Below are 21950 nucleotides of genomic sequence, written 5' to 3' on the forward strand. Positions count from 1 at the left end.
GTTTACCTTTATGGGGTGCTAGGGGTAGAGTGTTCGAATCACTCCGTCCCGACCATTATTCCTGAGTAAAGTCAGACATTTGAGCCGATCAACTAGATCGGCTTTTTTGTGCCTGCGCGAAACTCGCGAATAACGCAAAAGCTGATTGGGCGGGTACTTGGAGATGGCTAACTATTTCCATTGGGAATATTCTTGCTGAATGACGAACGACAGACGCCAATTGCTGGACTGGGAGCGCGATGAGTGCGCAGCTTTGAAAAAGGCCCTTGCGGACTACAATTTCGCACGCGCAAAGGACAAGCGCCTCACCCAGGACGAGATAGCCCATGCGGTAGGGATGAGCCAGGGAACGCTGGGCAGCCATCTCAATGGGCACCGACCATTATCCCAAAAACTTGCGGTTTCCATGGCGCAAATGCTCGGCATCCCAATCGGGTGTTTCAGTAAGCGGATCGAAGCCGACATAGGCCGAATGGCCTCTGCCGTTGGCATCAACTCGACAATCGCCGGCGCGAATGTAGACGAGCGCATTCCACCGCGCGGCTTTGACCTCGCTGGTGACGAGAGCTACACCGGCGTGTTGCAACTGAGCGCTCGCGGATCAACCGGTGGCGGCGATGACAACTCGCACGTCGAGATACGTGGTGTGCTGGCTTTCAAGACAGAATGGTTGCGCGCCAACAACCTCAACCAGCGGCATCTGGACGTGATCTACGCCAGCGGCCACAGCATGGAGCCGACCATCAATGATGGTGACGTATTGCTGATTGATGAGTCGAAGATCGAGCCAAAGGACGGCCAGGTCTTTGCCATGCAGAGCGTTTCCAAGGGGACGATCGTAAAGCGCTTGGTGCGGTCCGACGTTGACGGCTGGATTATCCGCAGTGATAACCCTGACAAGACGCGCTACGGCGACGAGGCGCTGCGTGACGGGGAGATAAATGAAATTCGTATCATTGGGCGCGTGGTTTGGCGCGGCGGCGTGCTTTAGTTACCTGAATGCCTTTGCAAGCCTCATCCAGCTCACCAAGCCCGGCCCAGTGCCGGGCTTCTTGTTTCTGCTTGCCACGGCTTCATCCGCAAGCTTGCCACTGAGTGTTTTTTTATCTCCTTGTGAAATAAAATCTCCAATGGAGTTGACATTAATACTTCCATAGGAGATATTTACTCCATCGCCGGGTAACAACCGGCCAGACAGTAGGCAGCGACGAACCGGCCTCCGCGAGCACCGTCCGGTCCTGGAATTTTTGGCTTCCTACACTGACTTGAGCCTCACCCAATGCGAGGTTTGTGATTGCCCACGGAAAGGGCGGTTCAGCAAAAAGGAGTTTGCTGATGTTGAAAGAGTTCAGATGCGGCAACTGCAAAAGACTGCTTGCCCGTACGGGTGGGTTTACAGAGCTCCAGATCAAGTGCACCCGATGCGGGACCTTGAATCATGTGAAGGCCACGAGCCTCGAGCAATCGCCTTTGAGCGACATCAAAGCGGAATTCTCCGCGACCAATCATTCGACTCAAAGGTAAATAATCATGGAACAATTGAAAGTAGGTGCAAAATTCATCAACTATGACGGCTTCGTTGAGCCTGTTCGTCCAATTATCACACCGGCAGAAAATACCACCGGCATCGTGCTGCGAACCTGCTACGCCTACGGCGGGAAAATGCTTACCGGCACGGTAACTCCCGTTCCAACTAATGGCGAGTTTACGGCGTTCCCGATTGTGTTCCTTGGCTTGGGCAGCCCGTCGGGCGAAGTTGTCATTCCGGCAGGTCAAGGTCTTTGGTGGGCGCCGGTCGAAGGGGGGTTCAGTCCCTCTTACGCCTACACCACCTATGACGATCTTGCCTGATTGAACGGGTCTTAAAGAGGGTTTTGCCCTCTTTGGCCACCCCTAAGGCCCAGCTCAGTGCTGGGCCTTACCTATTCAGAGCCTCTGCAAAGCAGGGGCTTTTTCGTCTCCAGCGCCAGAAAAGGCCTGATCTGCCGACGTATCAGCGCGGGCGAGGCGTTCTGCCTGGGAGCCGCTCAGGTGTTTGGCCCGTTCCCGTGTCGACCAAATGTCACCGCCCCAATCACGCGTCGAAGAACACCAACGCCCTTACCTCGATACTTCGCCGTGGTGGTGCACCATCTGGCGTTGTGGGGTCGTCAAACGCCGTGTGTGCGCTCAACCTCGCCACATCCTGCCGCGAATCATGGATCTTCAACAACAACGCTTCATCAGGTCGCAATTGCGGGTAGTAATACCAACGATGTGCCGGGTTGGCCTTGACTGAAAACGTCTCGCCGACCTTGTCGCGATACACCAGGTCACTGGGCAACAGGTCACTCGCCGCCATGCTGCGTGCGTCGCACAACGCCAGCGGGGTGCTCAAAACCGGCGTTCCGATCGGTCGCCATACATTAATAATCGCAAACCGCTTGAGCAGCCGCTGCTGCGCTTCATCGCTGGGCAGGTGGTCATGCACTCGGCGAACGGCCGAGCGTTCGGTCTGGTCGTTGTGCACGTACCGCACGGGTTCGCGCAGCCCGCGTGCTTCTCGACCTGGGTTATCCACGCGAATCGTATGATCGAAAATCACCACCTTCACGGCACCCGTCTGCTGCTTGAGCAGGGCTTCGGTTTCTGGGTAGTACAGCAGGCGCACTTGTTCATCATCTTCCAGGTTGGCGACGGCGCTGATGTGATCAACTTTCTCGAAGCCGTTGCGATTGATATGGGCCGGTTCAGCCAGCAGCCGCGCGTTATGGATCGTCACCTGGGTGGGATCAAGCACACCGCTGCGTTGGGCGACGCCTTCGGGCGGGGGATAGGTGTAGTTCACCGGACGTTCTCCGGTGTCCAGCAGGTAATTGAGCACGCCGCGCACCGAAGCGGGGGCGAGCTGAGTCTGATGGGTTCCCATAAAACCACCTCTTTATGCGGTCGCCGTCGATCGAGCCATCGATGACCAAATGAGCGACATGGGCATTTTCAGGGCCGAACTTCCTCGCGAAGGACTGCGCCACCGAACGCTACCCAGCCCAGCCACCTCGCCCACCCCGGCGATCCACACCACTGATTCCGCCATCAACCTTCGCTCCCATGAAGTCCGTGGCTATCAATCTACCGATCCGGCCCCGCCAGGAATAAGAATATCGACAGCTAAGGATATGCCCTCACGCTGTTACTTCCGCCCACCAACGGGGCGTTTTCTGAGCCTTTTGGTAGCAGATCCCTACATCTGCATTCCGGCCGATCAGCCGCAGACCTCATCTATCCCATCCGAATCAACCACTTGCCTCACCACCCATCCAATTGGCACGCATCCTGCTTTTTTTGCATCCATGGATAATTGGATACAAAAATACAAAAGGTGCTGCCGATGCAATTTGCCCCCGCTTACGTTGACCGCCAGCCCCTCACCGCCGAGGAGGAGGCCTACAACTTCCTGCTTGATGCCATCTGCAGTGGCCGCTACCGCAAGGGCGACCGGCTGATTGCCGAGGACATCGCCAGTGAAATCGGCATGAGCCGCATGCCGGTGCGCGAAGCCTTCCGCCGCCTGGATGCCCAGGGCCTGGTCACCCTCAGGCCCAACCGTGGCGCCGTCGTCAGCGGCCTGGATATCGACGAATTGCACGAAGTCTTCGAGATGCGCAGCGCCCTCGAAGGCCTGGCAGTACGTGTGGCCGTCAGCCGGATCGGCGAACGCCAATTGGCCGCGCTGGAGCGCATGCTCGACGAGATGGACGACTACCGCGACGAAAGCGCCGCCTGGGTCAGTCGCCACCGCGCCTTCCACGAATACCTGTGCAGCCTCAGTGGCCGACCGCGCTTGATGAAGCAGATCTCGGCGCTGTACTCGCTGGTGGAAGCGCCCATGCGCCTATGGCTGCAACACGGCGACAAGCCCCTCAGCGCGCGCGAAGAACATGCGGTGATCCTCGACGCGATTCGCTCCGGTGATGCCGCTCGCGCCGAAGCCGTGGTGCGCGAACACATCGAAGGCACCGTGCCGGCGCTGATCCAGTTTTTGCAGTCGGAAAAATAATCAGAGGTGGGCCCAAGCCCACCCGTGTTTTGACTTTGAGTCCTGCCCCGTTAACCAACGAACTGGAGTGTCTGGTCATGCATAAACGCCGCGCCTTGCTGGTGGCTGTCTCCCTCGGCCTCTGTACCCAATGGGCCTCTGCTGCGCCTCAAGTACCGGAGCGCTTGAAGAACGTCGACAAACTCGTCTACTGCTCGGGGATGGATTCACCGCCCCTCGTGTCCTTCGATGAAGCGCAGAAACCGCGCGGGCTCACCGTCGACCTGGGTCTGGAAATCGCCAAGCGCCTGGGCGACAAACAGGTGCAGTGGCGGGTGATTCCGTTCTCCGGCCTGGTGCCGGCCTTGCTCGCCCAGCAGTGCGACATGATCGTCGACCAGCTGTTCGACAAGCCCGAACGGCGCCAGGTGATCGACATCGTCAACTACATGTATTCGAGCCAGTCGGTGGTGGTGCCCAAGGGCAACCCCAAGGGCATCAAGGCGCTGGATGACTTGTCCGGGCACAAAGTCGCGGTGCTCAACGGCTCCACCATCAAGACCTTGCTGGACACACAAAACGAAAGCCTGTCCAAGGCCGGCAAGCCACCGATGAAGCTGGTGGTCTACAACACCGACACCGACGCCTTCCAGGCCCTGCGCATCAGCCAAGTCGATGCCTACGGCACCACCGTAGAAACCGCCGGCTACTACGCCGCCATGGCGCCCGACTTGTTCCAGGAAGGCGTGCCCGCCTTCAGCCGCATCCTCACGGGCCTCGGCATGCGCAAGGACGATCCGCAACTCGCCGCCGCCGTGCAGCAAGTGATCAGCGATATGCGCAGCGACGGCAGCTACGTGGCGTTGCTGAATAAATGGCATGTCAGCAGCGACACTCTCGACTGAGGTTTTCAGCCATGAACTTCAATTGGGATGTGTTCTGGCAGTACCTGCTGCAGCCCAGCGGGGTATACCTCACCGGGCTCTGGCTGACGTGCCTGATCGCGGTGTCGGCGATGCTGCTGGGCTGCGTGCTGGGCTTGGCGGCGGCGCTGTTGCGCCTGTCGAAGAACCCGCTGCTGCACCTGCCGGTACGCTTTTATGTGTGGTTGATGCGCGGTACGCCACTGCTGGTGCAAATCGTGTTCCTGTACACGGCGTTGGCGGCGGGCGGGATTTTCCGCTTCGAGGACATCGAACTGTTCGGCCTGGTCGTGCCGGGCAATATCCAGGCGGCCATCATCGCCCTGGGCCTCAACGAAGGCGCGTACATGGCCGAAATCATCCGCGCCGGCATCGGTGCCGTGGACAAAGGCCAGTACGAAGCCGGGCGTTCCCTGGGCATGGGCTTTGCCAAGTTGATGCGCCGTATCGTGCTGCCCCAGGCGTTCCGCGTGATCGTGCCGCCCCTGGGCAACGAGTTCAACGTGATGCTCAAGAACACCACCCTGGTCAGCGTGATCGGCGTGCAGGAGTTGCTGCTCAGCACCCAGATGGTCACCTCGGCGACGTTCCGCGTGTTCGAGTTGTACCTGGTGGTCGCGATCTATTTCTTGATGCTCACCACGCTCTGGGGCTTCTTCCAGCGTTGGCTGGAGGCGCGTTTCGGCCAGTCCGACCGGCCTTCCGCACCGCCTCCCGCGTCCAGCCGCATGTTCGGGCGCAGCACCTTGAAACTGCTGAGAGGACGCTGACCATGGCGCACCAAAGTGAAGAACTGATCATCGAGGCCCTCGACCTGCACAAGTCGTTTGGCGACCTGCAGATTCTCAAGGGTATCTCCTTGCAAGTGCGACGTGGCGAAGTGGTGGTGCTGATCGGCGCCTCCGGTTCGGGCAAGACCACTTTCATTCGCTGCATCAACCTGCTCGAAGACATCCAGGGCGGGCGCATCCGCGTCAACGGCCGCGCCATGGGCTATCGCGAGCGCAGCGACGGCAGCCTGGTGCGCGATTCGGAGCGCAACATCGCCCGTCAGCGCCGTGACATCGGCATGGTGTTCCAACGTTTCAACCTGTTCCCCCACATGACGGCGCTGGAAAACATCATCGAAGCACCGATTCACGTGCTCGGCACGCCACGCGCCGAAGCCTTGGAACAGGCCCGTGGCTTGCTGGCGCGGGTGGGCCTGGCGGACAAGGCCAGCCATTACCCGTCGATGCTCTCCGGCGGCCAGCAGCAGCGGGTGGCGATTGCCCGTGCCTTGGCGATGAAACCCCAGGCCATGCTGTTCGATGAACCCACCAGCGCCCTCGACCCGGAAACCGTCGGCGAGGTGCTGCACGTGATGAAGGAGCTGGCCGAGGAGGGCATGACCATGGTGGTCGTCACCCACGAAATGGGCTTTGCCCGTGAAGTGGCCGACCGCGTGGTGGTGCTCGACCAGGGCGAGTTCATCGAACAAGGGCCGCCGGAACAGATCTTCAGCCGCCCCCGCCATCCCCGTACCCGGGCCTTTCTCAGCCGCGTGCTGTGACCCTCATAAGGAACTGTGCCATGCGTTTATCGAGTGTGTTAGCGGCGCTGTGCTGCGCCGTCGCTGTGCCCATGGGCCAGGCTGCCGACTCGGTGGTCAAGGTCTACAACTGGTCCGACTACATCGGCCCCGATACCTTGAAGAACTTCGAGCAAGACAGCGGCATCAAGGTGCAATACGACATTTTCGACACCAACGAAATGCTCGAAGCCAAGCTGCTCTCCGGTCACTCGGGCTATGACGTGGTGGTGCCGTCCAGCCAGTTCCTGTCCAAGCAGATCCGCGCCGGCGCCTACCAGCCGCTGCAACGTAACTTGCTGGATAACTGGAAGCACCTCGACCCACGCCTGATGCAACGCCTGGAAGCCGCCGACCCCGGCAACCGCTACGCCGTGCCGTACATGTGGGGCACCGTGGGCATCGGCTACAACGCAGAGAAAGTGCGTGCCGTGCTGGGCAAGGATGCGGTGCTGGATTCGTGGTCGATGGTCTTCGAGCCGGCCAACCTGGCCAAGCTCAAAAGCTGCGGCGTGGCCTTCCTCGATGCGCCGGTGAAGATCATCCCCCAGGTCATGCTCTACCTCGGCCTGGACCCCAACAGCACCCGGCCCGATGACTACAAGCAGGCCTCGACCCGGCTGATGGCGCTGCGCCCGTCGGTGACCTACTTCAACTCCTCGAAATACACCGCCGACCTGGCCAACGGTGACATCTGCGTGGCGGTGGGTTATTCCGGCGACGTGATGCAGGCCCAGAGCCGCGCCAAGGAAGCCGGTAAAAATATCGACATCCGCTACCTGATCCCCAAAGAGGGCGTGAACCTGTGGTTCGACATGCTCGCCATTCCCAAGGACGCCGCCAACCCCGCCAACGCCCACGCCTTGATCAACTACCTGTTGCGCCCCGAGGTGATCGCGCCCGTCAGCGACTACGTGGGCTACGCCAACCCGAACAAAGACGCCACGCCCCTGATGGACCCCAAAGTCAGTGGCAACCCGGGCATCTACCCCGGTGATGATGTGATCAACCACACCTTTGTCTCCGCCGACCTGCCGGAAAACATCCAGCGCTTGATGACCCGGGAATGGAACCGCATCAAGTCCGGCCAATGAATCGAAGAGTCCCTGCCATGTTGAAATTTTCTGCTCACGAGTATCCCTATCCATCGCAACGCCAGAGCGTGTTCGCCAGGCGCGGCATGGTCGCGGCTTCCCAACCTTTGGCCGCCCAGGCCGGTATCGAGATCATGCAACGGGGCGGCAACGCCATTGATGCGGCCATCGCCACGGCGGCCGCGTTGACCGTGGTGGAGCCCACCGGCTGCGGTTTGGGCGGCGATGCGTTTGCCTTGGTCTGGTGTAAAGGCCAACTGCACGGCTTGAATGGCAACGGCCACGCGCCGGCCGCCTTGAGCATCGAGGCGGTGAAAGCGGCGGGGCACGACCAGATGCCGCTGTATGGCTGGACGCCCGTCACGGTGCCGGGCTGCCCATCGGCCTGGGCCGAGCTGTCCGAGCGCTTCGGCCAGTTGCCGTTTGCCGAGTTGCTGCAACCGGCCATCCGCCTGGCGCGTGACGGTTTCCCGCTGTCGCCGGTGATCGCCCAGCTGTGGCAGGCCGCGCTGGATGAGTTCAGCCCCCATCGCGACCCGGTACTGGACGCCTGGTTCGACACCTTCCTGATGGACGGCCGTGCGCCCCGCGCCGGGGAGATATTCCGCAACCCGGCCCAGGCTCGCACCCTCGAAGAACTCGCCGCCACCCGTTGCGAAAGCCTGTATCGCGGCGCCCTGGCCGAACGCCTGGACGCCCATTCGCGTGCCAGCGGTGGCTACCTGCGGGCCAGCGACCTCAAGGACTACCGCGCCCAGTGGGTGGACCCGATCCACATCAATTACCGGGGCGTGGACGTGTGGGAAATCCCCCCGAGCGGCCAAGGCCTGGTGGCGTTGATGGCGCTGAAGATCCTCGAAGGGTTCAGCTTCGATCACCGCGACAGCCAGCAGACCTGGCACCGTCAGTTGGAGGCCATGAAGCTCGCCTACAGCGATGGCCTGCATTACATCACCGACCCGCTGCACATGCGCGTGGCCGTGGCGGATTTGCTCAGCGATGCTTACAGCAGCCGGCGCCGCGCCCAGATCGACGAGCAAGCCCAGCCGCCCAAACCTGGCGATCCCCATGCCAGCGGCACGGTGTACCTGGCCACGGCCGACGCCGAGGGCAACATGGTTTCGTTCATCCAGAGCAACTACCACGGCTTTGGCTCCGGCGTGGTGCTGCCTGACAGCGGCATTGCCCTGCAAAACCGCGGGCAGGAATTCAGCCTCGACCCGGCCCATGCCAACTGCCTGGCGCCGGGCAAGAAAACCTTCCACACCATCATCCCCGGCTTCCTCACCAAAGACGGCCAGGCCCTCGGTCCGTTTGGCGTGATGGGCGGCTACATGCAGCCCCAGGGGCATGTGCAGATGGTGATGAACCTGGTGGACTTCGGCCTCAACCCCCAAGCGGCTCTGGATGCACCGCGCTGGCAATGGCTGGGCGACATGAAGGTCGGCATTGAACAGGGCGCCTCCCGCGACCTGGCCAACGCCCTGGCGCGGCGCGGCCACAAGGTGCAGATCGACAGTGACCTCACCGACTATGGGCGAGGGCAGATCATCCTGCGCGACCCGGTCAGCGGCGTGCTGTGCGGCGGCACCGAGCCCCGCACAGATTCCCACATCGCGGTGTGGTAACCCGGCTTCAACCTTTGCGCTGCGGTCTACCCTGACACACCGCGGCGCGGGGCAAGCCCGCCCATCTCCAACCTCACCCACATCCCTGTAGTGAGCGGGCTCGCCCCGCGCCGCGTTCTACCCGACACCCTATCCTTACCTGACATACTGCGGCGCGTGGCAAGCCCGCTCACTACAGGTTTTGGGTGGTTCATAGATTTCGGGGTGGCGTATAGAGGCTCGGGGGGCCACCCAGATTTCGGAGGAGGCGTTGATAAAATAATTGAACAAGCCTGTCCCTTTTTTTGCCGTCACCGGTCATTCCAGGTAAGTGAACAAAATCGAGAGCTTCCTCCAATGCCCGTTGTCCGTCCCTTGCTCAAGTTGAGCCTGCTGCTGAGCCTCAGCGCCAGCCCGTTCTTCGCCGCCGTCAGCTATGCCGAAGACACCACCACCCGCCGCAGCTACCAGGTGCCGGCCGGCAGCCTGAGTGCGGCGCTCACCCGTTTTGCCGGTTTGGCGGGGGTCAACCTGTCGGTAGACCCTGCATTGGTCAGCGGGCGCACCAGCGGCGGGCTGTCGGGCGAGTTCGGTGTGGAGGAGGGCTTTGCCCGCTTGCTGCAAGGCTCTGGCCTGCAACTGCAGCCGATGGGTGAACAGGCCTACATGCTGGTGCCGATACCGGACGGCAGTACGTTGGAACTGGCGCCGACTGCGATCCTCGGCACCACCGGCCTGTACGACGGCGACACCTACGCCGGCGGCCAGGTGGCGCGCCGCACTGCGCAGGGCATGCTCGGTACGCGGGACTTCATGGAGACCCCGTTCAGCATCACCACCTACACCGCCGAGGCGGTGAAGAACCAGCAGGCCCGCACCCTGGGCGACCTGATCGCCGCCGACCCGTCGGTGCGCGCCACCAACCCGGCCGGTGGGCGTTACGAGCAGTTCACCATTCGCGGCTTCAGCCTGTTCAACAGTGACGTGGCCTACAACGGTCTCTACGGCGTGCTGCCCACCTACACCATCGACATGGAAATGGCTGACCGTGTCGACATCCTCAAAGGCCCCAGCCAGTTGATCAACGGCATCTCGCCACGGGGCAGCGTGGGCGGCGGGATCAACGTGGTGCCCAAGCGTGCCACCGACAAAGACATCAACTCGTTCACCGGCACCTGGGCCTCCGAAAGCCAGGCGGGTGGGGCGGTGGACGTGGGCCGGCGCTTTGGTGAAGACAATAAGTTCGGTATTCGCTTCAACGGCGTGAAACAGGCTGGCGACACCGACTGGGACCACCAGAGCGTCGATCGCGAAATGGCCGTATTGGGCCTGGATTTCCGTGGCGAGCGCCTGCGCCTTTCCACCGATATCGGTCACACCGAACGCAACACCGACGCCCCCCAGGAGCGTGTCCAGGTCGCGGCTGCCGCTCCGGTGCCCAGCGCCAACGACGTGCGCCGCAACTATGCGCAAGCCTGGAGCAAGGCGCGCACCAAGGACACCTTTGGTACGTTCAACGCTGAATATGATGTGAGCGATGACGTGATGCTGTACGGCGGTGTCGGCTTACGCAAAAGCAACCACGACTTCCTGCGCCATGCGGTCTCCGTCACCAATGCGGCCGGTGATTTCAGCGTGCTGCCGCGCGACTTCACCCGTGATGAAAACGTACGCACCTACACGGCTGGCGTGCGTAACTGGTTCCACACCGGGCCGGTCAGCCACGAGGTCAACCTGGCCGCCAGCTACTTCGACATGGACTTCACCAACGGTGGTGCACGTTATGCCGCCGCGCCGAGCAACCTCTACAACCCCGTGCAAACCCCGACACCGTCCATGGCGACGCGTCAGGACGCCAAGGTCTACACCGAGAACAAATTCAGTGGCGTGGCCTTGTCCGACACCCTGGGCTTTTTCGATGACCGTCTGCTGTTGACCCTTGGTGCCCGCTGGCAGCGGGTCAAGGTGGATGACTGGAGCGATGGCATCAAGGGCGACACCGCCTACGACGAAGAAAAAGTCTCGCCGTCGGGCGGGCTGCTGTTCAAGGCCACCGATAAACTGTCGCTGTACGCCAACTACATGGAAGGCTTGAGCCAGGGCAAGATCGCGCCGTCCACCTCGATCAACGAAGACCAGATCTTCCCGCCGTTTATCAGCCGCCAAGTGGAAGTGGGCGCCAAGTACGACGCCGGCGCCTTCGCCGTGACCGCCGCCGTGTTCCGCATCAAGCAGCCGGCCTATGAAACCAACGCCACCTCGCGGGTGTTTGGCCCGAATGGCAAGCGCCAGAACACCGGGGCGGAACTGAGCGTGTTCGGCGAGCCGCTCAAGGGCGTGCGCTTGCTCGGCGGTGTGATGTACATCGACAGTAAACTCAAGGACACCACCAACGGCACCTGGGACGACAATCGCGCCCCGGCCACGCCCAAATACAACGTCAACCTCGGCGCGGAGTGGGATGTACCGGGCCTGCAAGGCCTGACCCTGACCAGCCGTGGCATCTACTCCAGTTCGCAATACCTGGACCAGTCCAACGTCAAGGAAATCGACGCCTGGAACCGCCTCGACGTGGGGGCGCGCTACGCCTTCAAAGTCGACGACAAACACGTGACCCTGCGCGCGAACGTGGAGAACGTCGCCGATAAACGCTACTGGAGTTCGGCCGGTGCCTCGGATGACAGCGAACCGGGGCTCACCTTGTCCACCCCGCGCACCTACCTGCTTTCCGCCACGGTCGACTTCTAACCGCAGGACAAAATGTGGGAGCGGGCTTGCTCGCGAAGGCGGTAGTTCAGACAACTCTTTGTGTGACTGACACACTGCTTTCGCGAGCAAGCCCGCTCCCACAGTTGATCGATGGTGCCAAGGTGAATTTCATGACTTTAATGAGAATGTTTTTTGATTGCGCCGCCACGATATGGAATAGTACCCGCCGTTTTCCCCGGCCCGTCTAGCCGGGGTGTTTTAACGCCGAGGTACTTGCCATGCGACTGTTGCGCTCCATTCCGACCCTTGCCGCCTGCCTCCTGGCGTTGTCTTCCAGCGTACTCAGCGCTGCCCCCATCGACCTCAATGACGGCCAGCACACCGTGCATCTGCCCGATGCTCCCAAGCGTGTGGTGGTGCTGGAGTTCTCCTTTCTCGACAGCCTCGCCGCCGTTGACGTGACTCCGGTAGGCGCCGCCGATGATGGCGATGCCAACCGGGTGCTGCCCCGTGTGCGCCAGGCCATCGGCCAATGGAAGTCCGTGGGCTTGCGCTCGCAACCGAGCATCGAGGAAATCGCCCGGCTCAAGCCTGACCTGATCGTCGCCGACCTCAACCGCCACCAGGCGTTGTACAGCGACCTGTCGAGCATCGCGCCCACCCTGTTGCTGCCGTCACGCGGGGAAGATTACGAGGGCAGCCTCAAGTCCGCCGAGCTGATCGGCAAGGCCCTGGGCAGGAGCCCGCAGATGGAAGCGCGAATCCAGCAGAACCGTGCAAACCTCAAGGCCATCGCCCAGCAGATTCCCGCCGGCGCCAGCGTGTTGTTCGGCGTTGCCCGTGAAGACAGCTTCTCCGTGCACGGCCCGGACTCCTACGCCGGCAGCGTGCTGCAAGCCATCGGCCTGAACGTGCCGTCGGTCCGTGCCAACGCCGCGCCCACCGAGTTTGTCAGCCTGGAACAACTGCTTGCACTGGACCCGGGCTGGCTGCTGGTCGGCCATTACCGCCGTCCCAGCATCGTTGATACCTGGAGCAAACAGCCGTTGTGGCAAGTGCTCGGCGCGGTTCGCAACAAGCACGTAGCCGAAGTGGACGGCGACAGCTGGGCGCGCAACCGTGGTGTGCTGGCCTCGGAGCAGATCGCTGAAGATGCGCTGGCGATTCTCAAGGGCGGCAACGCCGTACTGAGCCAATAGCCGTGCAGCGCAGTCTCGCCGCCCTCGGCATTGGGCTGCTGGGGGCCCTGTTGTTCTGGTACTCGCTGTACAGCTGGTCGCCGTTCGTGATCACCCCGGCAGATGCCTGGAATGGCCTGGTGCACCAGGGCAGCGTGGGCGGCAACATGGCCTACATCGTTGCGCAGCTGCGGGTGCCGCGCGCGGTGTGCGCGGCGTTGGTCGGCGCCTGCCTGGGCCTAGCTGGCGCGCTGATGCAGGGCATTACCCGCAACCGCCTGGCCTCGCCATCGTTGTTTGGCGTGACGGCCGGCGCGGCGCTCGGCTTGGCGTTGTTTTCCACCGGGTTGGTGGCGCTGCCGTTTGCCGGTGGCGCGTTGTTGATGACCTGCGTAGGCGGTGCGCTGGCCTGGATCACTGTGTTCAGCCTGGGCGGTGCCTGGTCGCCGGCCACGGCGCAAGGGCGGCTGGTATTGGCCGGCGTCGCCGTCGCCGCCTTGTGTGCGGCATTGACCCGCCTCACGGTGATCCTGGTCGAAGCCCAGGCGCAAAGCGTGCTCAACTGGCTGGCCGGTTCTCTCGCCAATGTGGGCGCCGCACAGGTGCAATTGCTCTGGCCGTGCACCCTGATCGGCGGCCTGTGGGCGCTGTGGTGCGCGCCGCGCTTGAACCTGATCAACCTCGGCGAAGACGCCGCCCGCTCCCTGGGCGTCGGCATCACCAGCCTGCGCCTGCAGGTGTTTGTCGCCAGCCTGTTGCTGGTGGGCGCGAGTGTCTGCGCGGTGGGGCCTATCGGCTTTGTCGGGTTGATTGCGCCGAACATCCTTCGCCAGTTCCTGGGCAACGACTACCGCTGGCTGATCCCCCTGAGTGCCGCCTTGGGCGCGGTGATCGTACTGGGCGCCGACCTGCTCAGCCGCGCGGTGGCGTTCCCGGTGGAGACCCCGGCCGGCGTGGTCACTGCGTTGATCGGTGCACCGTTCTTCCTGTTTCTTGCCAGGCGCGCCCTATGAGCCGCCCACGATTGCGCCTGTGGGTGCTGCTCGCCTTGTTGTTGCTGGCGACCTTTATCAGCCTCAGCGCCGGCACCTTGTGGCTCAAGCCCGCCACCGTGCTGGAGCGCCTGCTGGCCCACGATGCCCTCGACTTCGAGGTGTGGAACCACCGCCTGCCGCGCAGCCTCATTGCGATCCTCGCCGGTGCCGCCTTCGGCCTGGCCGGGGCGATTGTGCAGGGCGTGATCCGCAACCCGCTGGCCTCGCCGGAAATCCTCGGCGTGATCCAGGGTGCAGGGCTCGCGCTGACCGTGGCGATCATCAGTTGGCCGCATTTGCCAATTGCCTGGCTGCCGCTGGTGGCATGCCTGGGCGGTGCCGGTGGCGCGTTGCTGTTGGCGCTGTACAACACCGGCGTGAGTTTTTCCGGCGTGCGTTTTGCGCTGTCCGGGGTGGCGATTGCGGTGACCTTGTCCAGCGTCACCGAGTTTCTGATCCTGTCCCATCCGCTGGACATCAACACCGCCTTGCTCGCACTCACCGGCAGCCTGTGGAGCCGCAACTGGCACCATGTGGCGCTGGTACTGCCGTTCCTGCTGCTGATCCCGTTTGGCCTGTGCCTGGCCAAGCCGCTGAACCTGATCGCCCTGGGCGATGAAGCGGCCCACAGTCTGGGCACGGCGTTACGCCGTACGCGCTGGCTGGCGATGACGTGCGCGGTGCTGCTCACCAGCCTCGGCGTCGGCGTGATCGGGCCGATCGGCTTTATCGGCCTGGTCGCGCCGCATATGGCGCGGCGCCTGGTGGGCGGGCATCACCAATGGCTGTTGCCCGCCGCGATGCTGATCGGCGCGCTGCTGCTGGTGTTGGCCGACACGCTGGGGCGCACGTTGATCGCGCCCAGTGAAATCCCCGCCGGGGTGCTCACGGCGGTGATTGGCGCGCCGTATTTTCTTTGGTTGCTGGCACGGTTCAAGGGCTGATCCCATGAGTATTCTTCAAGCACGACAGCTCGATATCGGCTACGGCGACACCCGCATTGTGCAAGGTCTGTCGTTCACGCCGCCGGCCGGAAAAGTCACCGCGCTGATCGGCCCCAATGGCTGTGGCAAGTCCACTTTGCTCAAGACGTTCGCACACATCCTCAAGCCGAGCGCGGGCGAACTGACCCTGGACGGCCAGGCCTACGCCAGCCTGTCCTCCCGTCAGTTGGCGCAGCAGATCGCCTTTTTGCCGCAAGTGCTGCCGGTGCCCGAAGGGGTCAGCGTGCGCCAGCTGGTCGCCTACGGCCGCAGCCCGCATAACTCATTGTGGGGGCGTTTGAGCGGTAGCGATCAATCCCATGTTTCGCGCGCCATGCAGCGCCTGGAACTGGAGGTTTTGGCCGACCGCGCGCTGGCGGACCTCTCCGGTGGCCAGCGCCAACGTGCCTGGTTGGCCATGGTGCTGGCGCAGAACGCGCCGGTGGTGTTGCTGGATGAACCCACCACCTACCTCGATATCAGTCATCAGGTAGAGCTGTTGGACTTGATGGGGGAGTTGGCCGCCGAGGGCAAGACGGTGATCACGGTGTTGCACGACATCAACCAGGCCTGCCGTTATGCCGATCACTTGGCGGTGATGCGCAGCGGCAAGTTGGTGGCGGACGGTGCGCCGGGGGCAGTGATCAGTGCCGAGTTGATGCGCCAGGTGTTTGATGTGCAGGTGCAGGTCATCAATGAGCCGGTGTCTGGCACCCCCATGTGCCTCATCGAAAAAAGCCTGCGCACACAAGCCTGACTCGGTTTACAAATGTGGGAGCGGGCTTGCTCGCGAAAGCGGCGTGTCAGTCGATGCATGTGCAAGCTGATACACAGCCTTCGCGAGCAAGCCCGCTCCCACATTTTGATTTCAGTTGTTCTCTACGGCTTTTTTCACGTCAATGGCTCTAGGCAGCAAGCGGTTCTGGTAAAACAAATCCGCCGTCGCCTGCTGCGCCTGGATGATCTTCTCGTCAATCGGCAAGATCGGCGACGGCGGGCGGTTATCCATGTAGCGCGCAATCACCTCGGCAGGCAGCCCCATAAAGCGGGTCAGCACGCTCAAGCTGTCTTCGCGCTGGCTGCGGGTCAGCGCTTCAGCCGCCGTCAGTTCACCCAGCAGGTCCTGTACAAACGCGCCGTTGGCCTGCGCATAGTCGCGCCGCGCGGTGTACACCGGGCCCGACAACCCCAACCCTTCGCCATTGGCCAGCACGTGGCTGGGGCTCTGGCTCAACGCCAGGGACGAGTAGGGTTCCCAGATCGCCCAGGCATCCACGCTGCCTTGCTCGAACGCCGCGCGCGCATCGGCAGGTGGCAGGTACACCGGCTGAATCTCCTTGTAGCTCAGCCCGGCTTTGTTCAGGGCGCGCAGGATCAGGTTGTGGGAGCTGGAGCCTTTCTGGAACGCAACCTTCTTGCCCTTCAAGTCGGCCACCGAATGCACCGGGCTGTCGTTGCGCACCAGGATCGTTTCCGCGCTGGGCTTGGGCGGCTCGGCGCCGATGTAGACCAGGTCGGCGCCTGCGGCCTGGGCGAACAAGGGCGGGATATCCCCGGTGGAACCCACGTCCAGCGCGCCGACATTGAGTGCTTCCAGCATCTGCGGGCCGGCGGGGAACTCGACCCATTTGACCTGCGTATGGGGGAAGCGCTTTTCCAGCAGCCCGTGTTCCTTGGCCAGCACCAGAGCGATAGAGCCTTTCTGGTAGCCGATGCGCAGGGTGGTTGGGTCGGCCGCCAGTGCGGTGTGTGTAACGGCCAACAGGGCGAGTAACAGCGCCGGAATTTTCATGCATCGTCCTTTTTGAAGCGGTTTTCGGGGCGCGCCAAACCGAGGTTTTCACGCAAGGTCGTGCCGCTGTATTCAGTGCGGAACAGCCCGCGCCGTTGCAGTTCGGGCACCACCCACTGGGCGAAGTCCTCCAGCCCACCGGGCAGGTGCGGTACCAGGATATTGAAACCATCGGCGGCGCCCTGTTCGAACCAGTGTTGCAGCTCGTCGGCGATCTGCGCAGGCGTGCCGATCAGGCTGTAGTGCCCGCGACCACCGGCAATTCGCCGCCCCAACTGCGCCAACGTCAGCTGCTCGCGGTTGGCCAATTCACTGAGTAATTGCTGGCGGCTGCGTTGCCCGCTGTCGGTCAAGGGCAGCTCCGGCAATGGCCCGTCCAGCGGGTAGCCCGACAGGTCGAAGTTACCCAGCATGCGCCCCAACAAGGCGACACCCACCTCGGGCTCGACCAGGTCCTGGAACGCTTCGAACTTGGCCTGTGCCTCGGCCTTGGTCGGCCCGACCACTACAAACACGCCGGGCATGATTTTCAGCGAATCGGGTTCACGTGCGTATCGCTGGAGGCGACCCTTGAGGTCCGCATAAAACGCCTGGGCATTCGCCAGCGACGTCTGTGCGGTAAACACCACCTCGGCCGTCTGCGCCGCCAGTTCGCGGCCCGCCTCGGACGAGCCCGCCTGCACGATCACCGGCTGGCCCTGGGGCGAGCGCGCCACGTTAAGCGGGCCCTTGACGCGAAAATGTTCGCCGACATGCTCCAGCACATGCCGTTTCGCCGGGTCGTAATAGGTGCCGCTGGCCTTGTCGCGCACAAAGGCGTCGTCTTCCCAGCTGTCCCACAGCCCGGTCACCACCTGATGAAATTCCCGCGCGCGGCTGTAGCGCTCGGCGTGGCCCAGGTGTTCATCGCGGCCGAAATTCTGCGCCTCGGCGGCGTTGTCCGAGGTCACCAGATTCCAGCCCGCACGCCCACCGGACAGGTGATCCAGCGAGGCGAATTTACGCGCCACGTGGTAGGGCTCGTTGTAGCTGGTGGTGGCGGTGGCGATCAGGCCGATATGCTCCGTCAGCGCACTGAGCGCCGAGAGCAAGGTCAGCGGCTCAAAATGATCCGAGCGAGCCATTTGGCTGGCGATTTCGCCGGTGGCCGCCGCAATGCTGTCGGCCACGAACAGCGTATCGAACTTGGCCGCTTCGGCCACCCGCGCCAGGTGCGTGTAGTGCTTGAAATCCAGCCCGGCGTTCGCCGGCACATCGGCGTGGCGCCAGGCGGCCACGTGGTGCCCGGTGGCCATGAGGAAAGCGCCGAGTTTCAGCTGACGGCTCATGCTTAGAAATCCTTACGCAGTTGCACGCCGAAGTAACGCTCATCGTCACGGGGCACGGCGCGGTAGATGTAGTTGCCGCCGCTGGCCAGCAGCGGGGAATAGGATTTGTCGGCGAGGTTCTTCGCCAGCAGCGCGACACGCCATCCGTTGCTGTAGTCGGCCAGGGCCACGCTGGCGTTCCAGATGCCGTAGGCGCCCTGCTTGGTGTCGACGTTCTGGCTGATGTCGTACTGCACTTCGCTCTGCCAGCTGTAGTCGGTGCCCAGTTCGATATCCAGGCCGTTATCCAGCGGGATCGTGTAGTCGGCGCGCACGTAGCTTTTCCAGTCGGGGCTGTACGGCAGCGGCTTGCCGTTCACGTTGCAGGTGGCCGCGGCACCCGCTGGGCAGGCGAACTCGTCGATGCGCGCACGGGTGTAGGCCAGGGCGCCGGACAGCTTGAGTTGTTGGGTGGCTTGCAACGTGTAGTCCAACTCGACACCTTCGGTGCTGACGCTGCCGGCATTGATCAGGCGGGTCACCACCTGGCCGGCGACGGTGTCGAAAAAGTTGGCTTGATAGTTGTCGTAATCGCTGTGGAACACCGCGAGGTTGGTGGTCAGGCGGTTGTTCCAGGCGGTGGCCTTGATCCCGGCCTCCCAGGTGTTGGAGGTTTCCGGCTTGAGCGCGTCGGTGTCACGCGGCTGCATGTTGAAGAACACGTTGTACGCCGGGCCTTTGTAGCCACGCGAGTACGTCAGGTAGCTGGTGATGCTGTCGGTGAGGTCGTACTGCACACCGAGGCGGCCGGACCAACCGTCTTCATCCACCGAGCCCGAGCTGGAGGTGGCCGGTTGAATCCCGCTGACCGTGGTGGCCGAGGTTGAGACGCGGCGGTGATCGTATTTGAGGTCGTCATGGGTGTAGCGCAGGCCGGCGATCCCGCGAAAGCGCGAGGTGAAGTTCAGCGTGGTCTCGCCGAACACCGCGTAGCTGTCGTTGGTGGTGCTGTAGTCGGCGATGCCACGGTCGGTGCGTGTGGTGGTGGTGAGTGTGCGTTGGTAGGTTTCTTCGTCCTTGCCATGCATGTAGTACAGGCCGCCGACGTATTCCAGGAACTCACCCTTGGGCGAGGCCAGGCGCAGCTCCTGGGAGTATTGGTTGAAGGCCAGTTGGCCTTTGTCGGCGGTTCCGGGGAACGCAGCGGTCACGGTGCCGAGGCGGTCGCCGTCCTGGTACTGGGTGTTGTCCCAACCCCGCCAGGCGGTGATCGAGGTCAGGGTGTAGTCACCCAGGTTCCAGTCCAGTTGCGCCGACACGCCCTTGTTGGTGTCGTCGACGTAAGTGCGGGTGTCGGTGTTGATGTCGCGGTTGTCACCGGTGGCGCGCACCGGGCTCAAGGCGTTGGTAAACGCAGGTGACAGGGACTTGCTCACCACCCCATTCGGCGCGTCGTCGTGGGACTGCATGTAGTCGGCGATCAGGGTCAGTTTCACGTCGTCGTTGGGGGTGAACTCCAGCTTGCCGCGAATACCCTTGTGGTTATAGCCGTTGACCTCCTGGCCGTTGTGATGGTTATCCACGTTACCGTCGTAGCTGCCGAACAGCGTGCTGATCGAGCCTTTGAGCACGTCCGGCACCAGGCTGCCGCCGATGCCGAACCGAGTGCGGCTTTCATTGCCGCTGTAGTAGGACTGGTCGATGTAGCCGTGGGTCTCGGCAGTCGGGGCCTTGCTGGTGATGTTCAGCACACCGGCCGAGGCGTTCTTGCCGAACAGCGTGCCTTGGGGGCCGCGCAGCACTTCGATGCGATCCAGGTCCAGCAGGTCAAGCGTCGCCTGGCCGGGGCGGGCGTAGACCACGCCGTCGATCACCGTGGCCACGGTCGGCTCAACGCCAGGGGAGGTGGAGATGGTGCCCACGCCGCGCACGAACAACGAGGTGTCCTTGTTGGACGCCCCCGTGCGAAAGTTCAGCGACGGCACCTGCTGCGCGATGCTTGCCACGCCGTTGCGGTTGTCGCGCTCCAGCTGTTCGCCGTCGAGTACCGAAACCGCCACGGGCACTTTTTGCAGTGACTCTTCACGGCGGGTGGCGGTGACCGTGACGGGTTTGAGGGTCGGCTCCGGCTCATCGGCCGCGAAGGCGCCGGAGACGGGCAGGGCGGTCAGCCCGGCCAGGACCAGCAGGTGTGCTCTGGCGTATTGGAAGTTGTGCATGGTGTGCCCGCTCGAAAAAAATGCCCTGAACCGTTGCCGTTCTGCGACGACAACGCCTGTAAATGTGTCTTTGGCATTCGCTTGAGCGAGTAGCAGACAGAACGCTTTGTTAGCGCTAACATCGGCATAGTGGTGGGTCTGATTTAGAGCGTCAAATACTAAAAAATTAGTCCTATATTCTTTTTGGTTTTTAACAGGATCGTCCCTTGAGCGAAGAAAAACCGCGCAAACGCCGTGGCGCCGGGCGTGTCACCTTAAACACCGTGGCGCGTCAGGCGGGCGTGTCGGCGATCACGGTGTCGCGTTATTTCAACCAGCCGGAGCAAGTGTCGCCCGAGCGGCGTGAGCGGATTGCCGAGGTGGTGGCCGAGCTGGGCTATGTGCCCAACCTGGTCGCGGGCGGCTTGGCGTCGGCGCGTGGGCGGATCGTGGCGATGGTGATCCCGAACATCTCGGGGCCGATCTTTGCCAATACCATCCAGGGCTTCAGCGACACCCTCAGCCGCCACGGTTACCAACTGCTGTTGGCGTCGAGCTACTTCAGCGCCGAACAGGAAGAAAGCGCGGTGCGTGCCTTCCTCGGCTGGTCGCCCGCAGCGCTGGTGCTCACCAGCCGATTCCACAGTGCGGGCACCGAAAAAATGATCGCCGACGCGGATATCCCGGTGGTCGAAACCTGGGACTACGTGCCCGAGCGCGAGCCCTTGCAGATCGGTTTTTCCCATTACGAGGTGGGCGTCACGGCGGCGCGCTACCTGCACGGCAAGGGCTACCGGCGTATTGCGTTTGTCCAGAACAGTGCGGCGGGCGACTTCAGCGCGTTGGAGCGGCGCGATGGGTTTACCGCCACCCTGGTTGAACTCGGTATGCAGCCCTGGGTGTTCGCCCCGGACGCCGATCGCGCGCCCTTCGAGGCGGGCAAGCAGGCAATGGACGTGCTGATGGGCCACGCCAACCCGCCTGACGCGATCTTCTTCGCCAATGACAACCTCGCCGCAGGTGGCTTGCTTGCCGGGCAGCGTGCTGGGCTCAAGATCCCGCACGACTGCGCCGTGCTGGGTTTCGGTGATTACCCGTTCGCCGAAATGCTGCTGCCGAGCCTGAGCACAATCAAACCGCCAGCCCTGGAGATCGGCGTATTAGCGGCCACGCGCGTACTTGAAAGTTTGGGTGTTTTGCCCTGTGATGACCAAGTTAAGCGCTTGAATCTATTAGCCTGCCATTTGATAGAACGCGAGAGCGCTTAATCAACTAACTCGACCTGTAGTGAGCGGGCTTGCCCCGCGCCGCGGTGTGTCAGGAAAAGTTGAGGCGTCACGTCCCCGCAGCACAGCCCAAGCCCAACAACCACAAGGCCTGCGCCAGGGCTGTCAGGGAAATCCGGGACAGATGATGGCCATTCATTTCAGTTTGTTTCCCCATCTCAGGAACTAGCGTTGCAACTTCCAGTCGATTAACCCGGCCAACTTTGTCTCCGGGCGTGGCTAACTAATGGCACTTATCAGTAGTTCCAAATAGC

19 protein-coding genes are annotated in these 21950 nt (G+C 62.5%); 15 read left to right on the top strand and 4 right to left on the bottom strand.

Going from position 1 to position 21950, the window contains the following annotated elements:
• Positions 1-199 precede the first annotated feature (199 nt).
• The 3 genes from HX803_RS27800 to HX803_RS27810 all read left to right on the top strand — a co-directional run bounded on the left by HX803_RS27800 (position 200) and on the right by HX803_RS27810 (position 1851).
• Positions 200-991, top strand: a complete 792-nt coding sequence (locus tag HX803_RS27800; RefSeq protein WP_256732954.1) for a LexA family transcriptional regulator — start codon at positions 200-202, stop codon at positions 989-991.
• 344 nt (positions 992-1335) lie between these two features.
• Positions 1336-1524, top strand: a complete 189-nt coding sequence (locus HX803_RS27805; RefSeq protein ID WP_178925209.1) for a Com family DNA-binding transcriptional regulator — start codon at positions 1336-1338, stop codon at positions 1522-1524.
• 6 nt (positions 1525-1530) lie between these two features.
• Positions 1531-1851 (top strand): hypothetical protein, encoded by a 321-nt coding sequence (locus HX803_RS27810; protein ID WP_178925211.1) that lies wholly within the window; start codon positions 1531-1533, stop codon positions 1849-1851.
• 223 nt (positions 1852-2074) lie between these two features.
• Here HX803_RS27810 and HX803_RS27815 read toward each other — a convergent pair whose 3' ends face one another.
• Entirely contained in the window at positions 2075-2908 is an 834-nt protein-coding gene (locus HX803_RS27815; protein WP_178925213.1) for a CmcJ/NvfI family oxidoreductase, read from the bottom strand.
• 459 nt (positions 2909-3367) lie between these two features.
• Between HX803_RS27815 and HX803_RS27820 the strand changes: the two genes are divergently transcribed.
• The 11 genes from HX803_RS27820 to fecE all read left to right on the top strand — a co-directional run bounded on the left by HX803_RS27820 (position 3368) and on the right by fecE (position 15870).
• On the top strand, positions 3368-4036 hold the full coding sequence (locus HX803_RS27820) for a GntR family transcriptional regulator (RefSeq protein WP_178925215.1): 669 nt from the start codon (positions 3368-3370) through the stop codon (positions 4034-4036).
• Positions 4037-4113: 77 nt separating this feature from the next.
• Complete coding sequence (locus HX803_RS27825) at positions 4114-4920, top strand: ABC transporter substrate-binding protein (protein WP_178925217.1); 807 nt, start codon at positions 4114-4116, stop codon at positions 4918-4920.
• Between the two features lie 11 nt (positions 4921-4931).
• Positions 4932-5708 (top strand): amino acid ABC transporter permease, encoded by a 777-nt coding sequence (locus HX803_RS27830; RefSeq protein ID WP_178925219.1) that lies wholly within the window; start codon positions 4932-4934, stop codon positions 5706-5708.
• 2 nt (positions 5709-5710) lie between these two features.
• Positions 5711-6490 (top strand): amino acid ABC transporter ATP-binding protein, encoded by a 780-nt coding sequence (locus HX803_RS27835; protein WP_178925221.1) that lies wholly within the window; start codon positions 5711-5713, stop codon positions 6488-6490.
• 20 nt (positions 6491-6510) lie between these two features.
• Positions 6511-7602, top strand: a complete 1092-nt coding sequence (locus tag HX803_RS27840) for a polyamine ABC transporter substrate-binding protein (protein WP_178925223.1) — start codon at positions 6511-6513, stop codon at positions 7600-7602.
• Between the two features lie 17 nt (positions 7603-7619).
• Positions 7620-9230, top strand: a complete 1611-nt coding sequence (locus HX803_RS27845) for a gamma-glutamyltransferase family protein (RefSeq protein WP_178925225.1) — start codon at positions 7620-7622, stop codon at positions 9228-9230.
• A 336-nt stretch (positions 9231-9566) separates the two neighbouring features.
• Positions 9567-11957, top strand: a complete 2391-nt coding sequence (locus HX803_RS27850; protein WP_178925227.1) for a TonB-dependent receptor — start codon at positions 9567-9569, stop codon at positions 11955-11957.
• A gap of 239 nt (positions 11958-12196) precedes the next feature.
• Positions 12197-13117: a Fe(3+) dicitrate ABC transporter substrate-binding protein gene (locus HX803_RS27855; protein ID WP_178925229.1), complete on the top strand. Its 921-nt coding sequence runs from the start codon at positions 12197-12199 to the stop codon at positions 13115-13117.
• 2 nt (positions 13118-13119) lie between these two features.
• Positions 13120-14109 carry an iron-dicitrate ABC transporter permease FecC gene (gene fecC, locus HX803_RS27860; protein ID WP_178925231.1) on the top strand — a complete coding sequence of 330 codons (990 nt, stop codon included), beginning with the start codon at positions 13120-13122 and terminating at the stop codon, positions 14107-14109.
• The gene (locus HX803_RS27865; protein ID WP_178925233.1) at positions 14106-15074 is read left to right on the top strand and encodes an iron chelate uptake ABC transporter family permease subunit; all 969 of its coding nucleotides are present in this window, start codon (positions 14106-14108) and stop codon (positions 15072-15074) included. The genes fecC and HX803_RS27865 overlap by 4 nt, the downstream gene beginning before the upstream one ends.
• A gap of 4 nt (positions 15075-15078) precedes the next feature.
• Positions 15079-15870 (top strand): Fe(3+) dicitrate ABC transporter ATP-binding protein FecE, encoded by a 792-nt coding sequence (fecE, locus tag HX803_RS27870; RefSeq protein ID WP_178925235.1) that lies wholly within the window; start codon positions 15079-15081, stop codon positions 15868-15870.
• A 111-nt stretch (positions 15871-15981) separates the two neighbouring features.
• On the opposite strand, the gene HX803_RS27875 is transcribed toward fecE, so the two are convergent.
• Genes HX803_RS27875 through HX803_RS27885 form a run of 3 tightly spaced genes read right to left on the bottom strand, consistent with a single transcriptional unit; the run spans position 15982 to position 20431 of the window.
• Positions 15982-16905 carry a sulfonate ABC transporter substrate-binding protein gene (locus HX803_RS27875; protein WP_178925237.1) on the bottom strand — a complete coding sequence of 308 codons (924 nt, stop codon included), beginning with the start codon at positions 16903-16905 and terminating at the stop codon, positions 15982-15984.
• A complete protein-coding gene (locus HX803_RS27880; protein ID WP_178925239.1) occupies positions 16902-18233 on the bottom strand; it encodes an LLM class flavin-dependent oxidoreductase in 1332 nt (443 codons plus the stop codon). The genes HX803_RS27875 and HX803_RS27880 overlap by 4 nt, the downstream gene beginning before the upstream one ends.
• Positions 18234-18235: 2 nt before the next feature.
• Positions 18236-20431 carry a TonB-dependent receptor gene (locus HX803_RS27885; RefSeq protein ID WP_178925241.1) on the bottom strand — a complete coding sequence of 732 codons (2196 nt, stop codon included), beginning with the start codon at positions 20429-20431 and terminating at the stop codon, positions 18236-18238.
• 206 nt (positions 20432-20637) lie between these two features.
• Here HX803_RS27885 and HX803_RS27890 point away from each other — a divergent pair, with 206 nt between their 5' ends.
• A complete protein-coding gene (locus HX803_RS27890; RefSeq protein ID WP_178925243.1) occupies positions 20638-21678 on the top strand; it encodes a LacI family DNA-binding transcriptional regulator in 1041 nt (346 codons plus the stop codon).
• The last annotated feature ends 272 nt before the right edge of the window (positions 21679-21950 follow it).

Origin of the sequence: Pseudomonas sp. P7548 (assembly GCF_013386585.1) — a bacterium.
Classification (GTDB): Bacteria; Pseudomonadota; Gammaproteobacteria; order Pseudomonadales; family Pseudomonadaceae; genus Aquipseudomonas.